This window comes from Streptomyces sp. NPDC006711, assembly GCF_042869775.1.
GTDB lineage: Bacteria > Actinomycetota > Actinomycetes > Streptomycetales > Streptomycetaceae > Streptomyces.
In genome coordinates, this window is sequence record NZ_JBIAGO010000001.1 from 291247 (window position 1) to 308098 (window position 16852).

Consider the following 16852-nt stretch of genomic DNA (forward strand, 5'->3'; position numbering starts at 1 on the left):
CGACATCCGCCCCGAGCACAGCGAATCAGCGCCCCAATCGGCCCCCTGACTCACGGTCCGGCACTCCAGTACGTCATCCTGTGATTGATCGCACTGTTTATACCGTCCGGCAAAATGGGGAGCTGGATCCCCTGAAACCGGTCACAAGGAGAGATTCGTGGACGACGTTCTGCGGCGCGCCCCGCTCTTCGCGGCGCTCGATGACGAGCAGGCCGCGGAGCTGCGCGCCTCGATGAGTGAGGTGACGCTCGCCCGAGGCGACGCGCTCTTCCACGAGGGCGACCCGGGTGACCGCCTGTACGTGGTCACCGAGGGCAAGGTGAAGCTGCACCGCACCTCGCCCGACGGCCGCGAGAACATGCTGGCCGTGCTCGGCCCCGGCGAGCTGATCGGCGAGCTGTCCCTGTTCGACCCGGGTCCGCGCACCGCCACGGCGACCGCGCTGACCGAGGTCAAGCTGCTCGGCCTGGGCCACGGCGACCTCCAGCCGTGGCTCAACGCCCGCCCGGAGGTGGCCACGGCCCTGCTGCGTGCCGTCGCCCGGCGCCTTCGCAAGACCAACGACCAGATGTCCGACCTGGTCTTCTCCGACGTGCCGGGCCGGGTCGCCCGCGCGCTCCTCGACCTGTCGCGCCGCTTCGGCGTGCAGTCCGAGGAGGGCATCCACGTCGTGCACGACCTGACGCAGGAAGAGCTGGCCCAGCTGGTCGGCGCCTCCCGCGAGACGGTCAACAAGGCCCTCGCGGACTTCGCCCAGCGCGGCTGGCTGCGCCTTGAGGCCCGCGCGGTCATCCTGCTCGACGTGGAGCGGCTGGCGAAGCGCTCGCGCTGATCCACCCGGCTCTCGAACGCCGCGCCCGTCGCCGGGAGCCGCGTTCGCCGGGTCTGGCTCGCCGTGGCCGTCGGTTCGTACGCCTGAGGGGCCGGTCCGTTGGGACCGGCCCCTTTCGCGTGCGCGCACCCGTACGCGTACCCGTACGCGCGGGCGCGGGCGCGTACGCGCGGACGCGGGCGCGGGCGCGTACGCGGGCAAGGCCTCGGACCGGGCCGGGCCGGGCCGGGCCGGAGAGTTGAGAGAAAATTTTCTTGGCCGGCCGGGAACCCGGGCGCGGAGCGGGACGTTTTCACGATGTACACCGCAGGAGCCAGAAGATCTCGGACCGTGCCCCGCCGCCGAACGCCGCGCGGTCCCACCTGACGCGTCAACGCGCCGCGCCCGTACGAGAGTTGAGAGCCGTCCCTTCCAACTCTCCTCTGCGGGACGCCGCTTCACCCCGCCATGGAAAGCCGGTCACGGCCGGCAACGCGGACGCGCCCGGGCCGGCCCGGGCAGACAAGCCCGGACCACGCCGGCCCCGGCCGGAGACGATCGCTCCGGCCGGACCGGCCGCGTCAGATCAGGCCGTGCTCGCGCAGATACTCGAGCTGCGCGCGCACCGAAAGCTCGGCCGCCGGCCACAACGACGGGTCGACGTCCGAGTAGACCAGGGCCACCACTTCGGCCGCCGTGAGGTGCCCGTTCTCCACCGCCGTCTCCATCTGGGCCAGCCGGTGCGCGCGGTGGGCCAGATAGAACTCGACGGCACCCTGCGCGTCGTCGAGCACCGGACCGTGCCCCGGCAACACCGTGTGCACGCCGTCGTCGACAGTCAGCGAACGCAACCTGCGAAGGGAGTCCAGATAGTCGCCCAGACGCCCGTCGGGATGGGCCACGACGGTCGTACCGCGCCCGAGGACCGTGTCGCCCGTCAGGACGGCCCGGTCGGCGGGCAGATGGAAGCAGAGCGAGTCCGCCGTGTGGCCCGGGGTGGGTACCACCCTCATCTCCAGGCCGCCGGTGGTGATGACGTCGCCCGCCGCAAGGCCCTCGTCACCCAGGCGCAGGGCCGGATCCAGGGCACGCACGGGGGTACGGGTCAGCTCCGCGAAGCGGGCCGCGCCCTCCGCGTGATCGGGGTGGCCGTGGGTGAGCAGAGTCAGTGCGACTCGTTTGCCGGCCTTCTCGGCCATCGCGACGACCCGGCCGAGATGGCCGTCGTCGAGGGGTCCGGGGTCGATGACGACGGCCAGGTCGGAATCGGGCTCGGAGACGATCCAGGTGTTCGTGCCGTCCAGCGTCATCGCGGAGGCGTTGGGCGCGAGCACATTGGTCGCGCGGTCGGTGGCAGGGCCCGTGAGGACCCCGCCGCGCGGCTGCCCGGGAAGTGCGGCGGCGTCAGTCACAGGGCACCTCCGGAGGCCCGGTCCCCTGCGGGGACGTGCTTGGTGAACTCGTCGTGGCCCGGCCAGCTCAGGACGAGTTCGCCGGCGCCGGTCAGGCGGGCCTGCGCGAGCACCGGGCTCAGATCACGTTCGGCCGCGGCCGCGAGGGCTTCGGCGACAGTCGCGTACGGAAGGAGGTCACGCAGGGTGGAGATGGTCGGCGGCATCATCAGGAGCTCGCCCCCGTCGTAGCCGGCGGTGGCTTCGGCGGGCCGGATCCAGACGGTCCGGTCGGCCTCGGTCGAGGCGTTACGGGTGACCTGGCCCTCAGGCAGCATCGCGACGAAGAACCACGTGTCGTAGCGGCGGGGCTCGAACTCGGGGGTGATCCAGCGTGCCCAGGCGCCGAGCAGATCGGAGCGGAGCACCAGGCCGCGCCGGTCGAGGAAGTCGGCGAAGCTGAGGTCGCGGGTCACCAGGGCCTGGCGGTCGGCCTCCCAGTCGCCGCCGGTGGTGTCGCCGACGACGGTGGTGGCGTCGGGCCCGGCGAGGAGTACGCCTGCCTCCTCGTAGGTCTCGCGGACCGCGGCGCAGACGATGGCCTGGGCGGATGCGGGGTTCGTACCGAGGCGCGCGGCCCAGGCGTCGCGGGTGGGGCCGGCCCAGCCCAGCCGCGCGTCCTCGGCATCGCGCGGGTCCACGCCGCCACCCGGGTACGCGTACGCGCCCCCGGCGAACGCCATGGAGGTCCGTCTGCGCAGCATGTGCACGCGGGGGCCGCTGTCCGTGCCGGCCTCGGCGTCCCGTAGCAGCATCACCGTCGCGGCGCGCCGCGGCTCGACCGCGGTGAGCTCGCCTGCGGCTAGGGCACGGATGCGGTCCGGCCACTCGGGCGGGTACCACTGACCATTGGGCATGGGCGGATGCTACGGGGTGGCGTGCGGATGTTCGAGGGGGTGCGTGTAGGTGACATCCCTTCGACACACGACGGCACGTCCGCGCGGCCCGGACGGCCGACAGCTGAGCCCACCTGCCCCACGCCGGGCGCCGCCGGTGACTGGCATCGGCAAAGGGCCGGCCCCTTGAGGCCGGCCCTCGACGAGAGGAGGTTTGTCCTGGAGGGATCAGTCCTCGACGAGTTCCACCTGGATCTCGACCTCGACGGGCGCGTCCAGGGGCAGGACCGTGACGCCGACCGCGCTGCGCGCGTGAACGCCCTTGTCGCCGAGGACGGCGCCGAGGAGTTCGCTGGCACCGTTGATGACGCCGGGCTGGCCGGTGAAGTCGGGGGCCGAGGCCACGAAGCCGACGACCTTCACGACGCGCGCGATGCGGTCGAGGTCGCCCGCGACGGACTTGACCGCGGCGAGCGCGTTCAGGGCGCAGGTGGCGGCCAGTTCCTTGGCCTCCTGGGGGGTGACCTCGCCGCCGACCTTGCCGGTGACGGGCAGCTTGCCGTCCACCATCGGCAGCTGGCCGGCCGTGTACACGTACACCCCGGAGCGCACGGCGGGCTGGTACGCGGCGAGCGGCGGGACGACCGACGGAAGGGTCAGGCCGAGTTCGGCGAGCTTGGCTTCCACGGCGCTCATGCCTGCTTCTCCCGCTTCAGGTAGGCCACCAGCTGCTCGGGGTTGTTCGGACCCGGGACGACCTGGACCAGCTCCCAGCCGTCCTCGCCCCAGGTGTCCAGAATCTGCTTGGTCGCGTGCACGAGAAGGGGCACGGTCGCGTATTCCCACTTGGTCATGGGCCCGACTGTAGTCGCTGGCCGCCACCCGCTGACGCGGGCGCCCGGGGTGGGCGCCTGGTGCGGGCGCCGGACGCGGGCGCCTTACGCGGACCACATGCGTACACCGCGGGCGGACTGGTTAGGCTCGAAGGTGTGAGCAGGCTCCAGGTCGTCAGCGGCAAGGGCGGTACCGGCAAGACCACGGTCGCCGCAGCACTCGCGCTCGCCCTCGCGACAGAGGGCAAGCGCACGCTCCTCGTCGAGGTCGAGGGCAGACAGGGCATCGCGCAGCTTTTCGAGACGGAAGCCCTTCCGTACGAGGAGCGCAAGATCGCCGTCGCGCCCGGTGGCGGGGAGGTGTACGCCCTGGCCATCGACGCGGAACGGGCGCTCCTGGACTACCTCCAGATGTTCTACAAGCTGGGCGGTGCGGGCCGCGCCCTCAAGAAGCTCGGCGCGATCGACTTCGCGACCACCATCGCGCCGGGCGTCAGAGACGTGCTCCTGACCGGCAAGGCGTGCGAGGCGGTGCGCCGCAAGAACAAGCAGGGCGGGTTCGCGTATGACCACGTGGTCATGGACGCGCCGCCCACCGGGCGCATCACCCGCTTCCTGAACGTGAACGACGAGGTGGCCGGGCTCGCGAAGATCGGACCCATACACAACCAGGCACAGGCGGTCATGCGGGTCCTCAAGTCGCCGGAGACGGCGGTGCACTTGGTGACGCTGCTCGAGGAGATGCCCGTACAGGAGACGGTGGACGGCATCGGCGAGCTGCGCGGCGCCGAGTTGCCGACGGGCAAGGTCATCGTGAACATGGTCCGCCCGCACATCCTGGACGAGGCAGCCGTGCGCGGAGTCACGGGAGACCGGCGCAAGGAGGTCGCCAAGGCGCTGACGCGGGCCGGTCTCACCGGTTCGGCCAAGCTGGTGACGCCGCTTCTGGAACAGGCCGCCGAGCACGCGGAGCGGGTGGAGCTCGAACGTGAACAGCGGTCGGCGCTGGGCGAGTTGGGGCTCCCGACGTACGAACTCCCGCTGATCGGCGGGGGAATGGACCTGGCCGGGCTCTACCGCCTGGCCGGCGAACTGCGCAAGCTCGGGGTGGGTGAGTGACTTTGGACGCGGTCGAGCCGCTGGCGATCGATCCCCTGCTGGACGATCCGGGCACCCGGATCATCGTGTGCTGCGGCTCGGGCGGCGTGGGCAAGACAACTACCGCCGCCGCCTTGGGAGTTCGGGCCGCCGAGCGGGGCCGCAAGGTCGTGGTGCTCACCATCGACCCGGCCCGCAGGCTAGCCCAGTCGATGGGCATCGACTCGCTCGACAACACCCCGCGCCGGGTCAAGGACGTCCAGGGCGAGGGCGAGCTGCACGCGATGATGCTCGACATGAAGCGGACCTTCGACGAGATCGTCGAGGCGCACGCGGATCCGGCCCGGGCCAAGGCGATCCTGACCAACCCGTTCTACCAGTCCCTGTCGGCCGGCTTCGCGGGCACGCAGGAGTACATGGCGATGGAGAAGCTGGGCCAGCTGCGGGCCAAGGACGAGTGGGACCTGATCGTGGTCGACACCCCGCCCTCGCGCTCGGCACTCGACTTCCTCGACGCGCCGAAGCGGCTCGGCTCGTTCCTCGACGGCAAGTTCATCAAGCTGCTCATGGCGCCGGCGAAGATGGGCGGCCGGGCCGGGATGAAGTTCCTGAACGTCGGCATGTCGATGATGACCGGCACGCTCGGCAAGCTCCTCGGCGGACCGTTCCTGAACGATGTGCAGACCTTCGTGGCGGCCATGGACACGATGTTCGGCGGGTTCAGGACCCGGGCGGACGCCACCTACCGGCTCCTCCAGGCGCCGGGCACCGCGTTCCTCGTGGTCGCGGCGCCCGAGCGGGACGCGCTGCGCGAGGCGGCGTACTTCGTGGAGCGCCTGGCCGCCGATCACATGCCACTGGCCGGGCTCGTGCTCAACCGCGTACATGGCAGCGCCGCCGCCCAGCTCTCGGCCGAACGCGCCCTGGCGGCAGCGGAAAGCCTTGCGGAAAGCCCGGTTGAGGACCCGGTTGACGACCCGGTCGAGGACGAGGACACCGTTGGCGACTTCGTCGGTCACTCGGTCGGTCACTCCGTCGGCGACTCCGATGGTGACTCCGTTGAAATCGCCACGGGAATTCGTGTGAAAAATCTTGACGGCCGTCGCATTGTGGATCAGGAGGCCGGGAAGGCTGGAGATCGTGGCCCCAGCGTTTCCTCTCCCGACGCTGACGAGGCCGCCAACACCGCCGAGGCCGACCCCGCCGAGGCAGTCCACCCCGGTGACTCTGCCGACCCCGCCAAGAACGATGTCGACCGGCTGACCGCAGGATTGCTGCGGCTGCATGCCGAGCGTATGCGCGTGCTCGCGCGTGAACAGCGGACGCGCGACCGTTTCGCCGCGCTCCACCCCGAGGTCGCTGTCACCGAAGTGGCCGCCCTGCCGGGCGACGTTCACGACCTCGCGGGACTGCGGGCCATCGGGGACCGGCTCGCGGCCGGCGCTTCCCCAGCCGGAGCTGCCTGACCCTCCGACCCTGGCCTGCGCCCCTGGCCCTGGACCTACGTGCCGAATCTGCGACGTGCAGAGCTCAGCCGACCACCCATGCTCGGGGCGACCGCCTCAGCCCGCCGCCGCGTACGCCTCGTCTCCGAAGGAATGCCGGTAGTCGTAGCCCGACTCCGACTCCTCCTCCACGCACACGCCGTCCACGCACACGTCCTCCGCGCACACGGGCAGAATTCCCGTGCTGCGCTCGTACTCGGTGCGCGCGGTCTCCAGGAGGCGGTGCCAAGAGGTGACGGTGGGGCGCCTGCGCAAAAGTGCGCGCCGCTCCCTCTCCGTCATTCCGCCCCACACGCCGAATTCGACGCGATTGTCGAGCGCGTCGGCCAGGCACTCGGTCCGCACCGGGCAACCGGTGCACACCGCCTTGGCCCTGTTCTGCGCTGCGCCTTGTACGAATAGTTCGTCCGGATCGGTAGTGCGGCAGGCTGCCTGCGCACTCCAGTCGGTTACCCAGCCCATGCCGGCGCCGTCCTCTCCCGAATCGAGGCTCCCCCACGGCGGCAGCGGCATATTCACCGCTGCCAGTTGAGGACGTTACGGAAGGTGGGCACACCGCAACACCCCCGTCGGGCCCAATCTTGAATGGTCCGAACGGACTATGCGTACGCGGCAGATCACCCAACGGAGTGACCGGAGGACATGCGTGCCGAATCCGATATACCGGGATGTATGGGGCGAGCCAGAACGGATACGGGGTGACACATGAGGTGCAACCGGACACCGTACGGAGGCCCGATCGAACGCCTGCGAGACGTCAACCGGGTCGATTCCATCCGGATTCGGGGGCGGCGGAACCTGGTACGAGTACGGCGGAAAAACGCTCCCCGTACGGCCGAGAACGGCGCGCGCGGCCACAACCGCTGTGACGGGTAGGACCAGCTTAGGCCAGAGCCTTCCCTCATGTCCGGCGATTGAGAACCTGGGCACCCCGCGCCGCCATGCCGAAGGCGCCCTCGCCAGGCCCGCCGAGTCCGGAGCCAAGTCCCCCTCCACGGCACATACCGGCTCGCCATTCCCCGGATGCCGGGATGCCGGGATGCCGACTGCCCGCACGCCCGGATGTCACGATCACGTACGCGTACACCCCACGACTGATCCGCTTACGGGGAGCGCCCCTGACTAGGGATTAGGCTGCCTCTCATGGCAATGAAGCGATCGGGCGGAGGCCTGACCGGGACTCAGCAGGCGGCCAAGTTTCTGGGCGTGAGTGCGCTGGCGGGTGCGGTGCTCGCGGGAATCGCCCTTCCCGCCGCCGGCGCGCTGGGGCTCGCGGCCAGGGGCACGGTCGAGGGGTTCGACGACATCCCGGCCAACCTGAAGACCCCGCCGCTGAGCCAGCGGACCACCATCCTGGACAGCAAGGGCGGCACGATCGCCCAGGTCTACTCGCGCGACCGCACCGTGGTGCCGCTCGCCGACATCTCCCCGTACATGCAGAAGGCGATCGTCGCCATCGAGGACTCGCGCTTCTACGAGCACGGCGCGATCGACCTCAAGGGCGTCCTGCGCGCGATGAACAAGAACGCGACCAGCGGCGGTGTCGCCCAGGGCGCGTCCACTCTCACGCAGCAGTACGTGAAGAACGTCTTCGTCGAGGAGGCGGGCGACGACCCCGACAAGGTCGCCGAGGCCACCCAGCAGACGATCGGCCGCAAGGTCAAGGAGCTCAAGTACGCGATCCAGGTCGAGGAAGAGCTCGGCAAGAAGAAGATCCTGGAGAACTATCTCAACATCACGTTCTTCGGGCAGCAGGCGTACGGCATCGAGGCCGCGGCCAAGCGGTACTTCTCCAAGCCGGCCAAGGATCTGACCCTGGACGAGTCGGCGATGCTGGCCGGGATCGTGCAGTCGCCCACCCGGTACGACCCCGTCAATGACGCGACGGAGGCGAAGAAGCGCCGCAACACGGTGCTTCAGCGGATGGTCGACATGAAGGACATCTCGCGGGGTGAGGCCGACAAGGCCAAGGAGGCGCCGATCACGCTGCACGTGAGCAAGCCGAAGAACGGCTGCATCACGGCGGTCGACGGCGCCGGGTTCTTCTGCGACTACGTACGCGAGGTGTTCCTGTCCGACCCGGTCTTCGGCAAGACCAAGGAGGAGCGGGCCAAGCTCTGGAACCAGGGCGGGCTCACCGTCCAGACCACGCTCGACCCGCAGAGCCAGAAGGCCGCGCAGGCGTCGATCAAGGAGCACGTCTACCAGAAGGACTCGGTCGCCACCGCGGTGACCATGGTCCAGCCGGGCAGCGGCAAGATCCTGGCGATGGGCCAGTCCAAGCCGTACGGCTTCGGGGACAACGAGACGCAGATCAACTTCTCGGTGAACCGGCAGATGGGCGGCTCCAACTTCGGCTTCCCGGTCGGCTCGACGTTCAAGCCGTTCCTGGCCGCGGCCGCGATCGAGGGCGGCAAACCGCCGACCCAGCAGTACCCCTCGCCGTACGAGATGGACTATCCCGCCTCCGTCCAGACGTGTGGCGGCAAGCCGTGGGTGAACGATCCCAAGCACCCGGCGCACCTGGAGAACGAGAACGAGAACGAGATCGGCCCCTTCGCGCTGAAGGAAGCGATGGCCAAGTCGGTCAACACGTACTTCGTGCAGATGCTCGGCGACATCGGCATGTGCCCCGTCTCGCAGATGACGGACAAGCTGAATGTCCGTCAGGGCAACGGTGAGAAGCTGCCCATGGTGCCGTCGGCGCTGACCCTCGGCTCCACCGGCATCTCGCCCCTGACGATGGCCACCGCGTACGCGGCCTTCGCCAACCGGGGCACGTACTGCACCCCGATCGCCATCGAGTCCGTCAAGAAGACCGACGGTTCGTCGGTGCCGGTTCCGAAGACCGCCTGCTCGAAGGCGATGTCGCAGAGCACGGCCGACAGCATCAACTCCCTGCTGCGCGGCGTGGTCGACTCGGGTACCGGTGCCGAGGCCGGGCTGAAGGACCGCGACAACGCGGGCAAGACGGGTACCACCGACGCCCGCAAGAACGCCTGGTTCGTCGGGTACACCTCGAACCTGTCGGGCGCGGTCTGGGTCGGCAGCCCCTCGCAGCGCGTCGAGATGAACAACATCACCATCGGCGGCCAGTTCCAGGAGCAGGTGTACGGCGGTCAGGTCCCCGGTCCCATCTGGCGCGACGCCATGACGGGTGCGCTCCAGGGGCAGCCGTCGGCGCCGTTCACCAGCGTCAACGTGGGCGACGCGGGCCAGAAGACGGAGGACGCGACGGCCGGGGCGCCCGCCGGCGGCAACAACGACAGCAACAAGAGCAAGAACAAGGGCAACGGGAACGGACCCGGGAGCGGGAACGCCAACGGGAACGGCCGGGGCAACAAGCACAAGCCGAAGCCGGGCGGCGACAACAAGCCCCCGGGCCAGGGCGGCGACCCGTCGATCCCCGGCATCCCGCTCCCCCCGGGAGTGGTGGGCGGCGACACGGGCGGCTGGCCGCAGTAGTCACGCGCGCCGCGAGCCGGACGGGCGCGGGCGGACGGGCAGCACCACGCGAAGGGGCGCCCCGGGATCACTCCTGGGGCGCCTTTTCGTACGGGCGTACGGCTGCGCAGGCGTACGGGACGGCGGGACCTTCCCGTACGGGACGGCGGGTCCGGAATCGCACCCTCCGCCTGTGCGTCACGAGCCCAGCCCCACGGGACGAGGCCACGGGACGAGATCCCGTACGCGACCGCCCCCCGAGGGAACCCGAGGCGCGCCGAAACGGGAAACGGGTGCGGGTCGGGTCAGCCCGCGAGCTGCTGCTTCACCGCGGCGGCGACGCGGCCCCCGTCGGCCAGACCCGCCACCTTCGGGTTCACGATCTTCATGACGGCGCCCATGGCGCGCGGCCCCTCCGCACCTGCGGCCTTCGCCTCGGCGACGGCGTCGGCGACGATGGCCGCGAGCTCGTCGTCGGACAGCTGCTTGGGCAGGTACGCGTCGAGGATCTTGCCCTCGGCCAGCTCACGCGCGGCGGACTCGGCCCGGCCACCCTTGTCGAAGGCCTCGGCGGCCTCGCGGCGCTTCTTCGCCTCCTTGGCGATCACCTTGACGACCTCGTCGTCGGAGAGCTCACGCGCGGCCGTGCCGGCGACCTCTTCCTTGGCGACGGCGGTGAGGGTCAGCCGGAGCGTGGACGAGCGCAGTTCGTCGCGCGCCTTCATGGCGGTGGTGAGGTCGTCCTTGAGTCGGGCCTTGAGCGTGGTCATGGGTCCAGTGTGTCAGGTGCACAGCGGTCCCCGCCCGCCGATTTCGGCCCCGTGGCCCGGCGCGGCCGGCGTCTGCGACGATGGGCGTATGCGCGCGCGATACGGAATTCCCTTGGGTATCACGGCGGTCGGGGCCGCCGGTCTCGCCTATGCGGCCGGGTTCGAGGTGAGGTCGTTCCGGCTGCGCCGGGTGACGGTACCGGTCCTGCCGCCGGGGGCGCGCCCCATGCGCGTACTCCAGGTCTCGGACATCCACATGGTGAGCGGCCAGCGCAAGAAGCGGGCGTGGCTGCAATCGCTCGCAGGCCTGCGGCCGGACTTCGTGGTGAACACCGGGGACAACCTGTCGGACCCGGAGGGCGTCCCGGAGGCACTGGACGCGCTGGGCCCGCTGATGGAGTTCCCCGGGGTGTACGTCTTCGGCTCCAACGACTACTACGGACCGAAACTGCGCAACCCCGCCCGGTACCTGTTCGAAAAGGCGCAGGGCAAGCACGGTCTGAACGGCAACGCGCCGGCGGTGGGTGCCGTGCACAACCCGTGGGAGGACCTGCGGGACGCGTTCGACGCGGCGGGCTGGGTGAACCTGAGCAACACCCGGGGCCGCCTGAAGCTGGACGGGATGGAGCTGGCGTTCACGGGCCTGGACGACCCGCACATCAAGCGCGACCGGTACGAGCGGGTGGCCGGCGGTCCCGAGGCGGACGCCGACCTGTCGATCGGGGTGGTCCACGCCCCGTACCTGCGCTCCCTGGACGCCTTCACGGCGGACGGCTACCCCCTGATCCTGGCCGGCCACACGCACGGGGGGCAGCTGTGCGTTCCGTTCTACGGGGCGCTGGTCACGAACTGCGACCTGGACACGGACCGGGTGAAGGGCCTGTCCACCCACACGGCCGAGGGAAACCGCGCCTACCTGCACGTCTCAGCAGGCTGCGGCACCAACCGCTACACCCCCATCCGCTTCGCCTGCCCCCCGGAGGCGACGCTGCTGACGCTGGTGGGGCGGCAGGGGTAGAGCCGCGAGCCGGGCCCGGGGGCGGGGCGGCGGTCCGGCCCCGCCTCGCCCCGGGCTGTCACCTGCGGCGGGCCGCGGCAGACCCGGCTGAACGCCGCCGAGGAGGCCGAGCCAGGCCGGGCTGTAGCCCCCTCCACCCCTCCCCGAGCACCCCCGAAAACCGGATTTCGTCTCCAGCCGCCAGTGGGCTAAAGTAAACGACGTCGCCGCGACAAGCGGAGACAATCGGGGTGTAGCGCAGCTTGGCAGCGCGCTTCGTTCGGGACGAAGAGGTCGTGGGTTCAAATCCCGCCACCCCGACAGCTGAAACACCAGGTCAGGCCCGGTACTGAGAGATCAGTGCCGGGCCTGATTTGCGTTGTGGGGCCATTTTGGGAGCCATTTGGGAGCCGACTGGGTGTGATCTTCGGGATCCGGCTCCCGATGGCTCCCAGCGAGTGGCTCTCCGCCTTTGAGCAAGCCGTGCGCCGCGTGCGCCCCGGAAGGGTCACCCCACGGCTTGTGCCGAGGAGACCGCAGACGGTACGACGATCGCCATGCATCCATGGTCTCCGTTAAACGACCGGCAGCTCGCGCTCCTCACCCGCATCCGGGCCGGAACCGACCCAGTCACGTCGGACAGCCCCGAGCTCGCCCTTACTGCCCGCGCGCTCAAGGAGCGGCGCCTGATCACCATGCCCAAGCAGGATGGGAAATGGCAGGCGGAGATCACCAACGCGGGACGCTTCTACCTGGAACACGGCCACCACCCGGACCGGCCGGAACCAGCTCAGCGCAAGCAGCGGTCAAGAGGTTCCGACCAACCGGCACGACCAGCCCCTCCAGCACAGAGGCAAGACACAGCCCCGTCCACGACGAAGCCGGCGTCGAAGCGCGCCCCCAAGGCCCCCCAGCCGTCGCCGGCGGAAGTCGGAGCCGCCTTGATCGCGGAGGTACAGCAAGCTGGGCGGTTCCTCCGGATCCCGAACCCCAGCGACGAGGAGCGAGCCCGCTACCGCAGGGCGTTCGACGCGGCCCGGCAGTGTGCCCCCGTGGGATACAACCTGAAGTACAGCGGGCGGGCGAAGGGGGGACTTCTTTCTCGGCCTGCTCCGGGTGACCGGCGAGGACGAGACCGAGTGGAACCGTATCCGGCTGGCGCGCAGCCGTGTGATCACCGATGTCGAGGACGTGATCGCCGCAGTCAGCGCGGACCACAGCGCCTTCGAGATCTCGGAGGAGGTCCTCCCCCGGGTACTCTCGCTGCTCCGACTCCTCGCCGAGGAAGCCCTCACACGCCACGGCGAGATTGCGGTGTCCAAGAAGCGCAGACAGCCGAGGCCGCTGCTCACCGTCCACGGCAGGGCGTACGAGATCAGCTTCCGCGAACGGCAGAAGCCGGTCCGGTACGTGCCCAAGCAGGCCGGTCGGCGTACGTACGACTGGCAGCGCGTCACCCCTGCCCAGAAGTTCGAGCCGTCCGGCGAACTGGAGTTGCTGGTCAGCCAGCAATCGGGCTACAGCTACGGCTGGAAGAAGGAGTGGGCCGACACAGCGAAAAAGCCGTTGGAGGAGCAGATCGGTTCCGTCTTCCGGGCGTTGAAGGCACGTGCGGAGGAGCAGGAGCGGGCTCGACTGGAGCGTGAGGCGGAGCAGCAGCGCCTGCGCGAGGAGCGGGAGCGACAGGAGGCGGAGCGACAGCGCCTGGAAGCGGAGCGGGAGGAGCGCGAGCGGCGGGAGTGGGAGGCCGCCGTCAGCGTGGCTTCGATCAAGGCGATGCACGCGGTACGGGCCGATGGCTTCGGAACTGCGCTTGATCAGTGGCGGGCCGCAGGGGAGATCCGGGCCTTCTGCGCCGCTCTGGATGAAGCCGCCGCAACATCGGAGGCTGCCCTCGAAGCCGAGAGGTTGCGCAAGTGGTCGGCTTGGGGAAAGGCGGAGGCCAACCGGCTCGATCCCACCCTCAGTGGCAGGGGCCTGGCTTCCCTCAACTTCCATGCGGAGCCGACGGGAGATCAACTGCGGCCGTTCCTCGACGGCTGGCACCCGCACCGGCCGGAGAAGGAGAAGCCTCCGGCACAGCCCGCGCCGCCCAAGCCGGATCCGGATCCGTGGCGCGGCGTCAGCAACGCACGTGAGGATCAAGGGTGGCGATATGGACGCCAAGGTCGCGCTCAATGGTGGAGGCGATGACGCCGTGACCACGGTCGCGTAGGGCTTTGACCGCCTTCTCGACGAGTTCCCCGAGCCTGATGACCTCGGCGCGCAGGGCAACCAACTCGTCATAGCGCTCAGCCTTGTCCTGGCCGCACCACTCACGGACGGTCCGCAGGACTGCCGCCTCCGCGTCCAGTTTGCGGTCGTCACGCCGACCGTAGGAGTACCAGGAGGACTGGGCACGTTCCTGCTCGATGGCCTGCTGCTTGCGGTCCACCTCAGCAAGGATCTCCTCGGCGAGCCGTCCGGCCACGATGCGGGCGACGCGCTCCGTGACCGGCCACCCGGCCACGCACATTCCGTGGCGATTCTCGAACACCATGGTGTCGCCGCGCAGTTCGGCGGCGTCCATGCCAATGAGTGGGGCGGTGTCGTCGAGGCAGCCCAGCTCCAGGACACCCGCGTCCGCCACCGTTCGGCGCAGTCGCAGCCTGTTCTTCGGGCGAACGAATCCTAGGATCATCCGAGCGGCCTCAAACTCCTCGCTGCCCCGGACATGGCGAGAGGACTCCACCAGTGCCAACTCCGCCGCGTCGTCCGCGCGGAACGAATCGACATCCGCCCATAGCGCTACGAGAGAGCCGGGGCCAACCCACTCCTGCAGACCTGCGGCATCGCCTTCGAGGAACCGCACGTGGATCCAGCCAGACCTGCCAGAGCCGCCCACTCGAACGACCTCTACCTGGCGAAGCGCACTACCAAGATCCTTCGGCCTCGCGCGGTATGCCCAGTGCTCGCCAATCTCCATACGCCTATTGAGCCAGGTCTGTTGGTCCCAACACTGGCCATTCGACTAACTGCCAGAGCACGCTGACCGCATTGGGTTGACGACGCCGTCGCTCTAGTGAGGCATCAGTGCTCTACCGGCTCACACCGGCTCTCCGCGCGCACAGGAGTTGGCTGAGTACGCGCTCGTGAGGTCCAACTCATCGGAAAGCGGCTGCCGAGTGCTGACTCCCGCTGTTCGGTCAGGCCGAACACGAGGAGCCCGCGTGTGCCGGAAGTGCGGTAGGCGCGACGTCCCGAAATGCCGGTGCGGCAGTCAGCGTCGATGTCTATCCCGTGCATCAGGACGATGTTCTTAGCCCCCTCCAGGCCCGGAACGCCCTCATCAGCCGGCTTGCCCTGACCTTGCCCTCGTCTCTGCCCTTCGCGACGAACGGTGAACCCGAACTGGCTGGTCATGGTGGTTGCGTGGCTTACCCCCAGGTCTGCATGCGAGAGTCACGGACGTGCACGAGGCAGCGGTATGCCGCCGACGGCTGTAACAGCACGATCGGGCTGACTCAAGCAGCTGCGAAAAGTTCGGCTCGTAGCGACGCCACCCGACCGGTTCGGCGTCGGCACTCGCAAAGGGGCAGGTCAGAAGCTCCGGACGGGGCAGCGAGCAGCACATGCTGGAGGACCACCTCAGCGGCTGTCCGCAAATTCGCGAGAACTCGAATCGGCTCCCCGCGCGGTGCAGTCTCCTCCATGTCCGGGGGCGCCACCGGACACGACGGCCGGACTTGCGCGGCTAACTCGCCGCCGGTCCAAGGTCCCTTCACCCATTCACCGCGTGCTGCCGCATGCTCGAAAAACGAAGGCTTGCCATGCCCACTACAAACGGCCATCCGGATGACCCGCAGCCGAACGGAACGCCGCCGACCGAGCCGCACACGCCGGACGAGACCCCTGCGGAGCATCCGCACTCACGGAACGCCCTCGCGTGGGCCGTAGTCGGGCTGTCCGCGGCCTGCTGGACCACCGGCGTGTTCCTCTCCCTGACCGGCCACGAGGAAGCAGGCATCACCCTCATCTCCTCCCCCGGACCCTTGGTACGGGGCGTCAGCCCCCGGAAGTAAGGCCGGGTCGTGGCGCGGGCCCCTGCCTGCCGGACTCGCCCCGTCCGGCAGCCAGGGGCCCAACTGCGTCTAGGTAACGCCGTGGAGAACGATCCTGCTCGATTGCAGAAGCACGTTGAGCACGCACCGGCGACGCGGAGCACATCGCGAACCGGGCGTCGAGCGCTTCTTCCCACCGCTCGGTCAGACCGAGCAAGAGGCGCTGGCGCATCGAGCCGTTGGCGGGTGCCTAGTGGTTTTCATGGCGTCGTGTCAGCGGGGTCGGCCGAGGGCCCCGCTCCGACGTCTTGCAGGACGTCCTTCGGGTGCCGGCCCGGCGGGAGGAGGAGGACGCTGTCGACCACCATCGCCTGCGTCAGCAGATGCCTGTTGGGGCCGTCGGCGCGGAGCAGTCGAAGCCCTCGCTGCTCGGCGAAGACGTAGAGCTCAGCCGCCGCCCGGAGCCAGGCGTACTCGGCCGCCGGGACGACGCGGTCGCGCTGCTCCTTGCTGTCCGGCTGGGCGGCGGCAGAGCCAGGCATCCGCTGGTTGGAGTTGCCGCTATTCGTGCCGGTCTCGGTCGTCATCTGAAGCCCTCCAAAAATACGGAGACGGTGCGGTCTGGTAAACGCCTTGGGCGTCGCCAACCTCGGCACACACGACGCTCTACGCACCCATGCCGGTTCTCGTCCTGGCCAGGCCTCACTCCTGAGGGTGACCCGGGCGGGTCGCCCGGCCCCGTGCGCCTGGCACGACCGGCGTTGTCAGCGGCGTGGTCTGGCCTTGCGCCGTCACCGCGCGGTCGTCGACCCCCACCCAAGGGCCGAACCCCACGGCCCCTTGCAGGGACCCGCCAAGACGCTGAACGAATAACGGCTTCCGCTGCGTGAGCACCCGAAGGGCAAGTAGCCTGTCGCGGAACGAAGGTGGTGAAACGGTTGCCGATCAGCCATGGGCGTGCTAAACGCTGGCCGGGAGCCGGGAGCCGGGAGCCGGGAGCCGGGAGCCGGGAGCCGGGAGCCGGGAGCCGGGAGCCGGGAGCCGGGAGCCGGGAGCCGGGAGCCGGA

At 69.7% G+C, this 16852-nt stretch carries 15 protein-coding genes and 1 tRNA gene; 7 read left to right on the forward strand and 9 right to left on the reverse strand.

All coding sequences use genetic code 11. The annotated features are described in order from the left end of the window. Positions 1-157: 157 nt before the first annotated feature. Complete coding sequence (locus ACFYM2_RS01290; protein ID WP_017947815.1) at positions 158-832, forward strand: Crp/Fnr family transcriptional regulator; 675 nt, start codon at positions 158-160, stop codon at positions 830-832. A 560-nt stretch (positions 833-1392) separates the two neighbouring features. Here ACFYM2_RS01290 and ACFYM2_RS01295 read toward each other — a convergent pair. The 4 genes from ACFYM2_RS01295 to ACFYM2_RS01310 form a co-directional block, all read right to left on the reverse strand. Then, the gene (locus tag ACFYM2_RS01295; protein WP_388832365.1) at positions 1393-2223 is read right to left on the reverse strand and encodes an MBL fold metallo-hydrolase; all 831 of its coding nucleotides are present in this window, start codon (positions 2221-2223) and stop codon (positions 1393-1395) included. Beyond that, positions 2220-3119 carry an NUDIX hydrolase gene (locus ACFYM2_RS01300; protein WP_388832368.1) on the reverse strand — a complete coding sequence of 300 codons (900 nt, stop codon included), beginning with the start codon at positions 3117-3119 and terminating at the stop codon, positions 2220-2222. Before ACFYM2_RS01300 ends, ACFYM2_RS01295 begins: the two co-directional genes overlap by 4 nt. Positions 3120-3326: 207 nt before the next feature. Further along, positions 3327-3794 (reverse strand): RidA family protein, encoded by a 468-nt coding sequence (locus tag ACFYM2_RS01305; RefSeq protein WP_388832371.1) that lies wholly within the window; start codon positions 3792-3794, stop codon positions 3327-3329. Further along, entirely contained in the window at positions 3791-3952 is a 162-nt protein-coding gene (locus ACFYM2_RS01310; RefSeq protein ID WP_003975360.1) for a DUF4177 domain-containing protein, read from the reverse strand. The genes ACFYM2_RS01305 and ACFYM2_RS01310 overlap by 4 nt, the downstream gene beginning before the upstream one ends. A gap of 135 nt (positions 3953-4087) precedes the next feature. Here ACFYM2_RS01310 and ACFYM2_RS01315 point away from each other — a divergent pair, with 135 nt between their 5' ends. Beyond that, positions 4088-5050, forward strand: a complete 963-nt coding sequence (locus ACFYM2_RS01315) for an ArsA-related P-loop ATPase (protein WP_359006821.1) — start codon at positions 4088-4090, stop codon at positions 5048-5050. Continuing rightward, positions 5047-6495, forward strand: a complete 1449-nt coding sequence (locus tag ACFYM2_RS01320) for an ArsA family ATPase (protein WP_388832374.1) — start codon at positions 5047-5049, stop codon at positions 6493-6495. Before ACFYM2_RS01315 ends, ACFYM2_RS01320 begins: the two co-directional genes overlap by 4 nt. Positions 6496-6591: 96 nt before the next feature. On the opposite strand, the gene ACFYM2_RS01325 is transcribed toward ACFYM2_RS01320, so the two are convergent. Continuing rightward, positions 6592-6996 (reverse strand): WhiB family transcriptional regulator, encoded by a 405-nt coding sequence (locus tag ACFYM2_RS01325; protein ID WP_359006827.1) that lies wholly within the window; start codon positions 6994-6996, stop codon positions 6592-6594. A 681-nt stretch (positions 6997-7677) separates the two neighbouring features. Here ACFYM2_RS01325 and ACFYM2_RS01330 point away from each other — a divergent pair. Then, a complete protein-coding gene (locus tag ACFYM2_RS01330; protein ID WP_388832377.1) occupies positions 7678-9999 on the forward strand; it encodes a transglycosylase domain-containing protein in 2322 nt (773 codons plus the stop codon). Between the two features lie 284 nt (positions 10000-10283). On the opposite strand, the gene ACFYM2_RS01335 is transcribed toward ACFYM2_RS01330, so the two are convergent. Next, positions 10284-10748 (reverse strand): GatB/YqeY domain-containing protein, encoded by a 465-nt coding sequence (locus ACFYM2_RS01335; RefSeq protein ID WP_350231154.1) that lies wholly within the window; start codon positions 10746-10748, stop codon positions 10284-10286. 88 nt (positions 10749-10836) lie between these two features. Here ACFYM2_RS01335 and ACFYM2_RS01340 point away from each other — a divergent pair, with 88 nt between their 5' ends. The 3 genes from ACFYM2_RS01340 to ACFYM2_RS01350 all read left to right on the forward strand — a co-directional run bounded on the left by ACFYM2_RS01340 (position 10837) and on the right by ACFYM2_RS01350 (position 13938). Next, positions 10837-11766, forward strand: coding sequence for a metallophosphoesterase (locus ACFYM2_RS01340; RefSeq protein WP_359006835.1), 930 nt, complete (start codon positions 10837-10839; stop codon positions 11764-11766). 226 nt (positions 11767-11992) lie between these two features. Next, a tRNA-Pro gene (locus ACFYM2_RS01345) sits at positions 11993-12066 on the forward strand. A 795-nt stretch (positions 12067-12861) separates the two neighbouring features. Next, positions 12862-13938 (forward strand): hypothetical protein, encoded by a 1077-nt coding sequence (locus ACFYM2_RS01350; RefSeq protein ID WP_388832380.1) that lies wholly within the window; start codon positions 12862-12864, stop codon positions 13936-13938. Here ACFYM2_RS01350 and ACFYM2_RS01355 read toward each other — a convergent pair. The 3 genes from ACFYM2_RS01355 to ACFYM2_RS01365 all read right to left on the reverse strand — a co-directional run bounded on the left by ACFYM2_RS01355 (position 13868) and on the right by ACFYM2_RS01365 (position 16372). Then, positions 13868-14710, reverse strand: a complete 843-nt coding sequence (locus tag ACFYM2_RS01355; protein ID WP_359006840.1) for a PE-PGRS family protein — start codon at positions 14708-14710, stop codon at positions 13868-13870. The genes ACFYM2_RS01350 and ACFYM2_RS01355 overlap by 71 nt on opposite strands. Before the next feature lie 104 nt (positions 14711-14814). Beyond that, positions 14815-15147: a hypothetical protein gene (locus tag ACFYM2_RS01360; protein ID WP_388832383.1), complete on the reverse strand. Its 333-nt coding sequence runs from the start codon at positions 15145-15147 to the stop codon at positions 14815-14817. Between the two features lie 898 nt (positions 15148-16045). After that, positions 16046-16372, reverse strand: a complete 327-nt coding sequence (locus ACFYM2_RS01365; protein ID WP_388832386.1) for a hypothetical protein — start codon at positions 16370-16372, stop codon at positions 16046-16048. Positions 16373-16852: the final 480 nt, after the last annotated feature.

Bases quoted from the DNA above. Each gene is read 5' to 3' on its own strand.
- ACFYM2_RS01300 (WP_388832368.1), bottom strand. From the start codon at position 3,119: ATGCCCAATGGTCAGTGGTACCCGCCCGAGTGGCCGGACCGCATCCGT.
- ACFYM2_RS01305 (WP_388832371.1), bottom strand. From the start codon at position 3,794: ATGAGCGCCGTGGAAGCCAAGCTCGCCGAACTCGGCCTGACCCTTCCG.
- ACFYM2_RS01310 (WP_003975360.1), bottom strand. From the start codon at position 3,952: ATGACCAAGTGGGAATACGCGACCGTGCCCCTTCTCGTGCACGCGACC.
- ACFYM2_RS01325 (WP_359006827.1), bottom strand. From the start codon at position 6,996: ATGGGCTGGGTAACCGACTGGAGTGCGCAGGCAGCCTGCCGCACTACC.
- ACFYM2_RS01330 (WP_388832377.1), top strand. From the start codon at position 7,678: ATGGCAATGAAGCGATCGGGCGGAGGCCTGACCGGGACTCAGCAGGCG.
- ACFYM2_RS01335 (WP_350231154.1), bottom strand. From the start codon at position 10,748: ATGACCACGCTCAAGGCCCGACTCAAGGACGACCTCACCACCGCCATG.
- ACFYM2_RS01340 (WP_359006835.1), top strand. From the start codon at position 10,837: ATGCGCGCGCGATACGGAATTCCCTTGGGTATCACGGCGGTCGGGGCC.
- ACFYM2_RS01355 (WP_359006840.1), bottom strand. From the start codon at position 14,710: ATGGAGATTGGCGAGCACTGGGCATACCGCGCGAGGCCGAAGGATCTT.
- ACFYM2_RS01360 (WP_388832383.1), bottom strand. From the start codon at position 15,147: ATGACCAGCCAGTTCGGGTTCACCGTTCGTCGCGAAGGGCAGAGACGA.
- ACFYM2_RS01365 (WP_388832386.1), bottom strand. From the start codon at position 16,372: ATGACGACCGAGACCGGCACGAATAGCGGCAACTCCAACCAGCGGATG.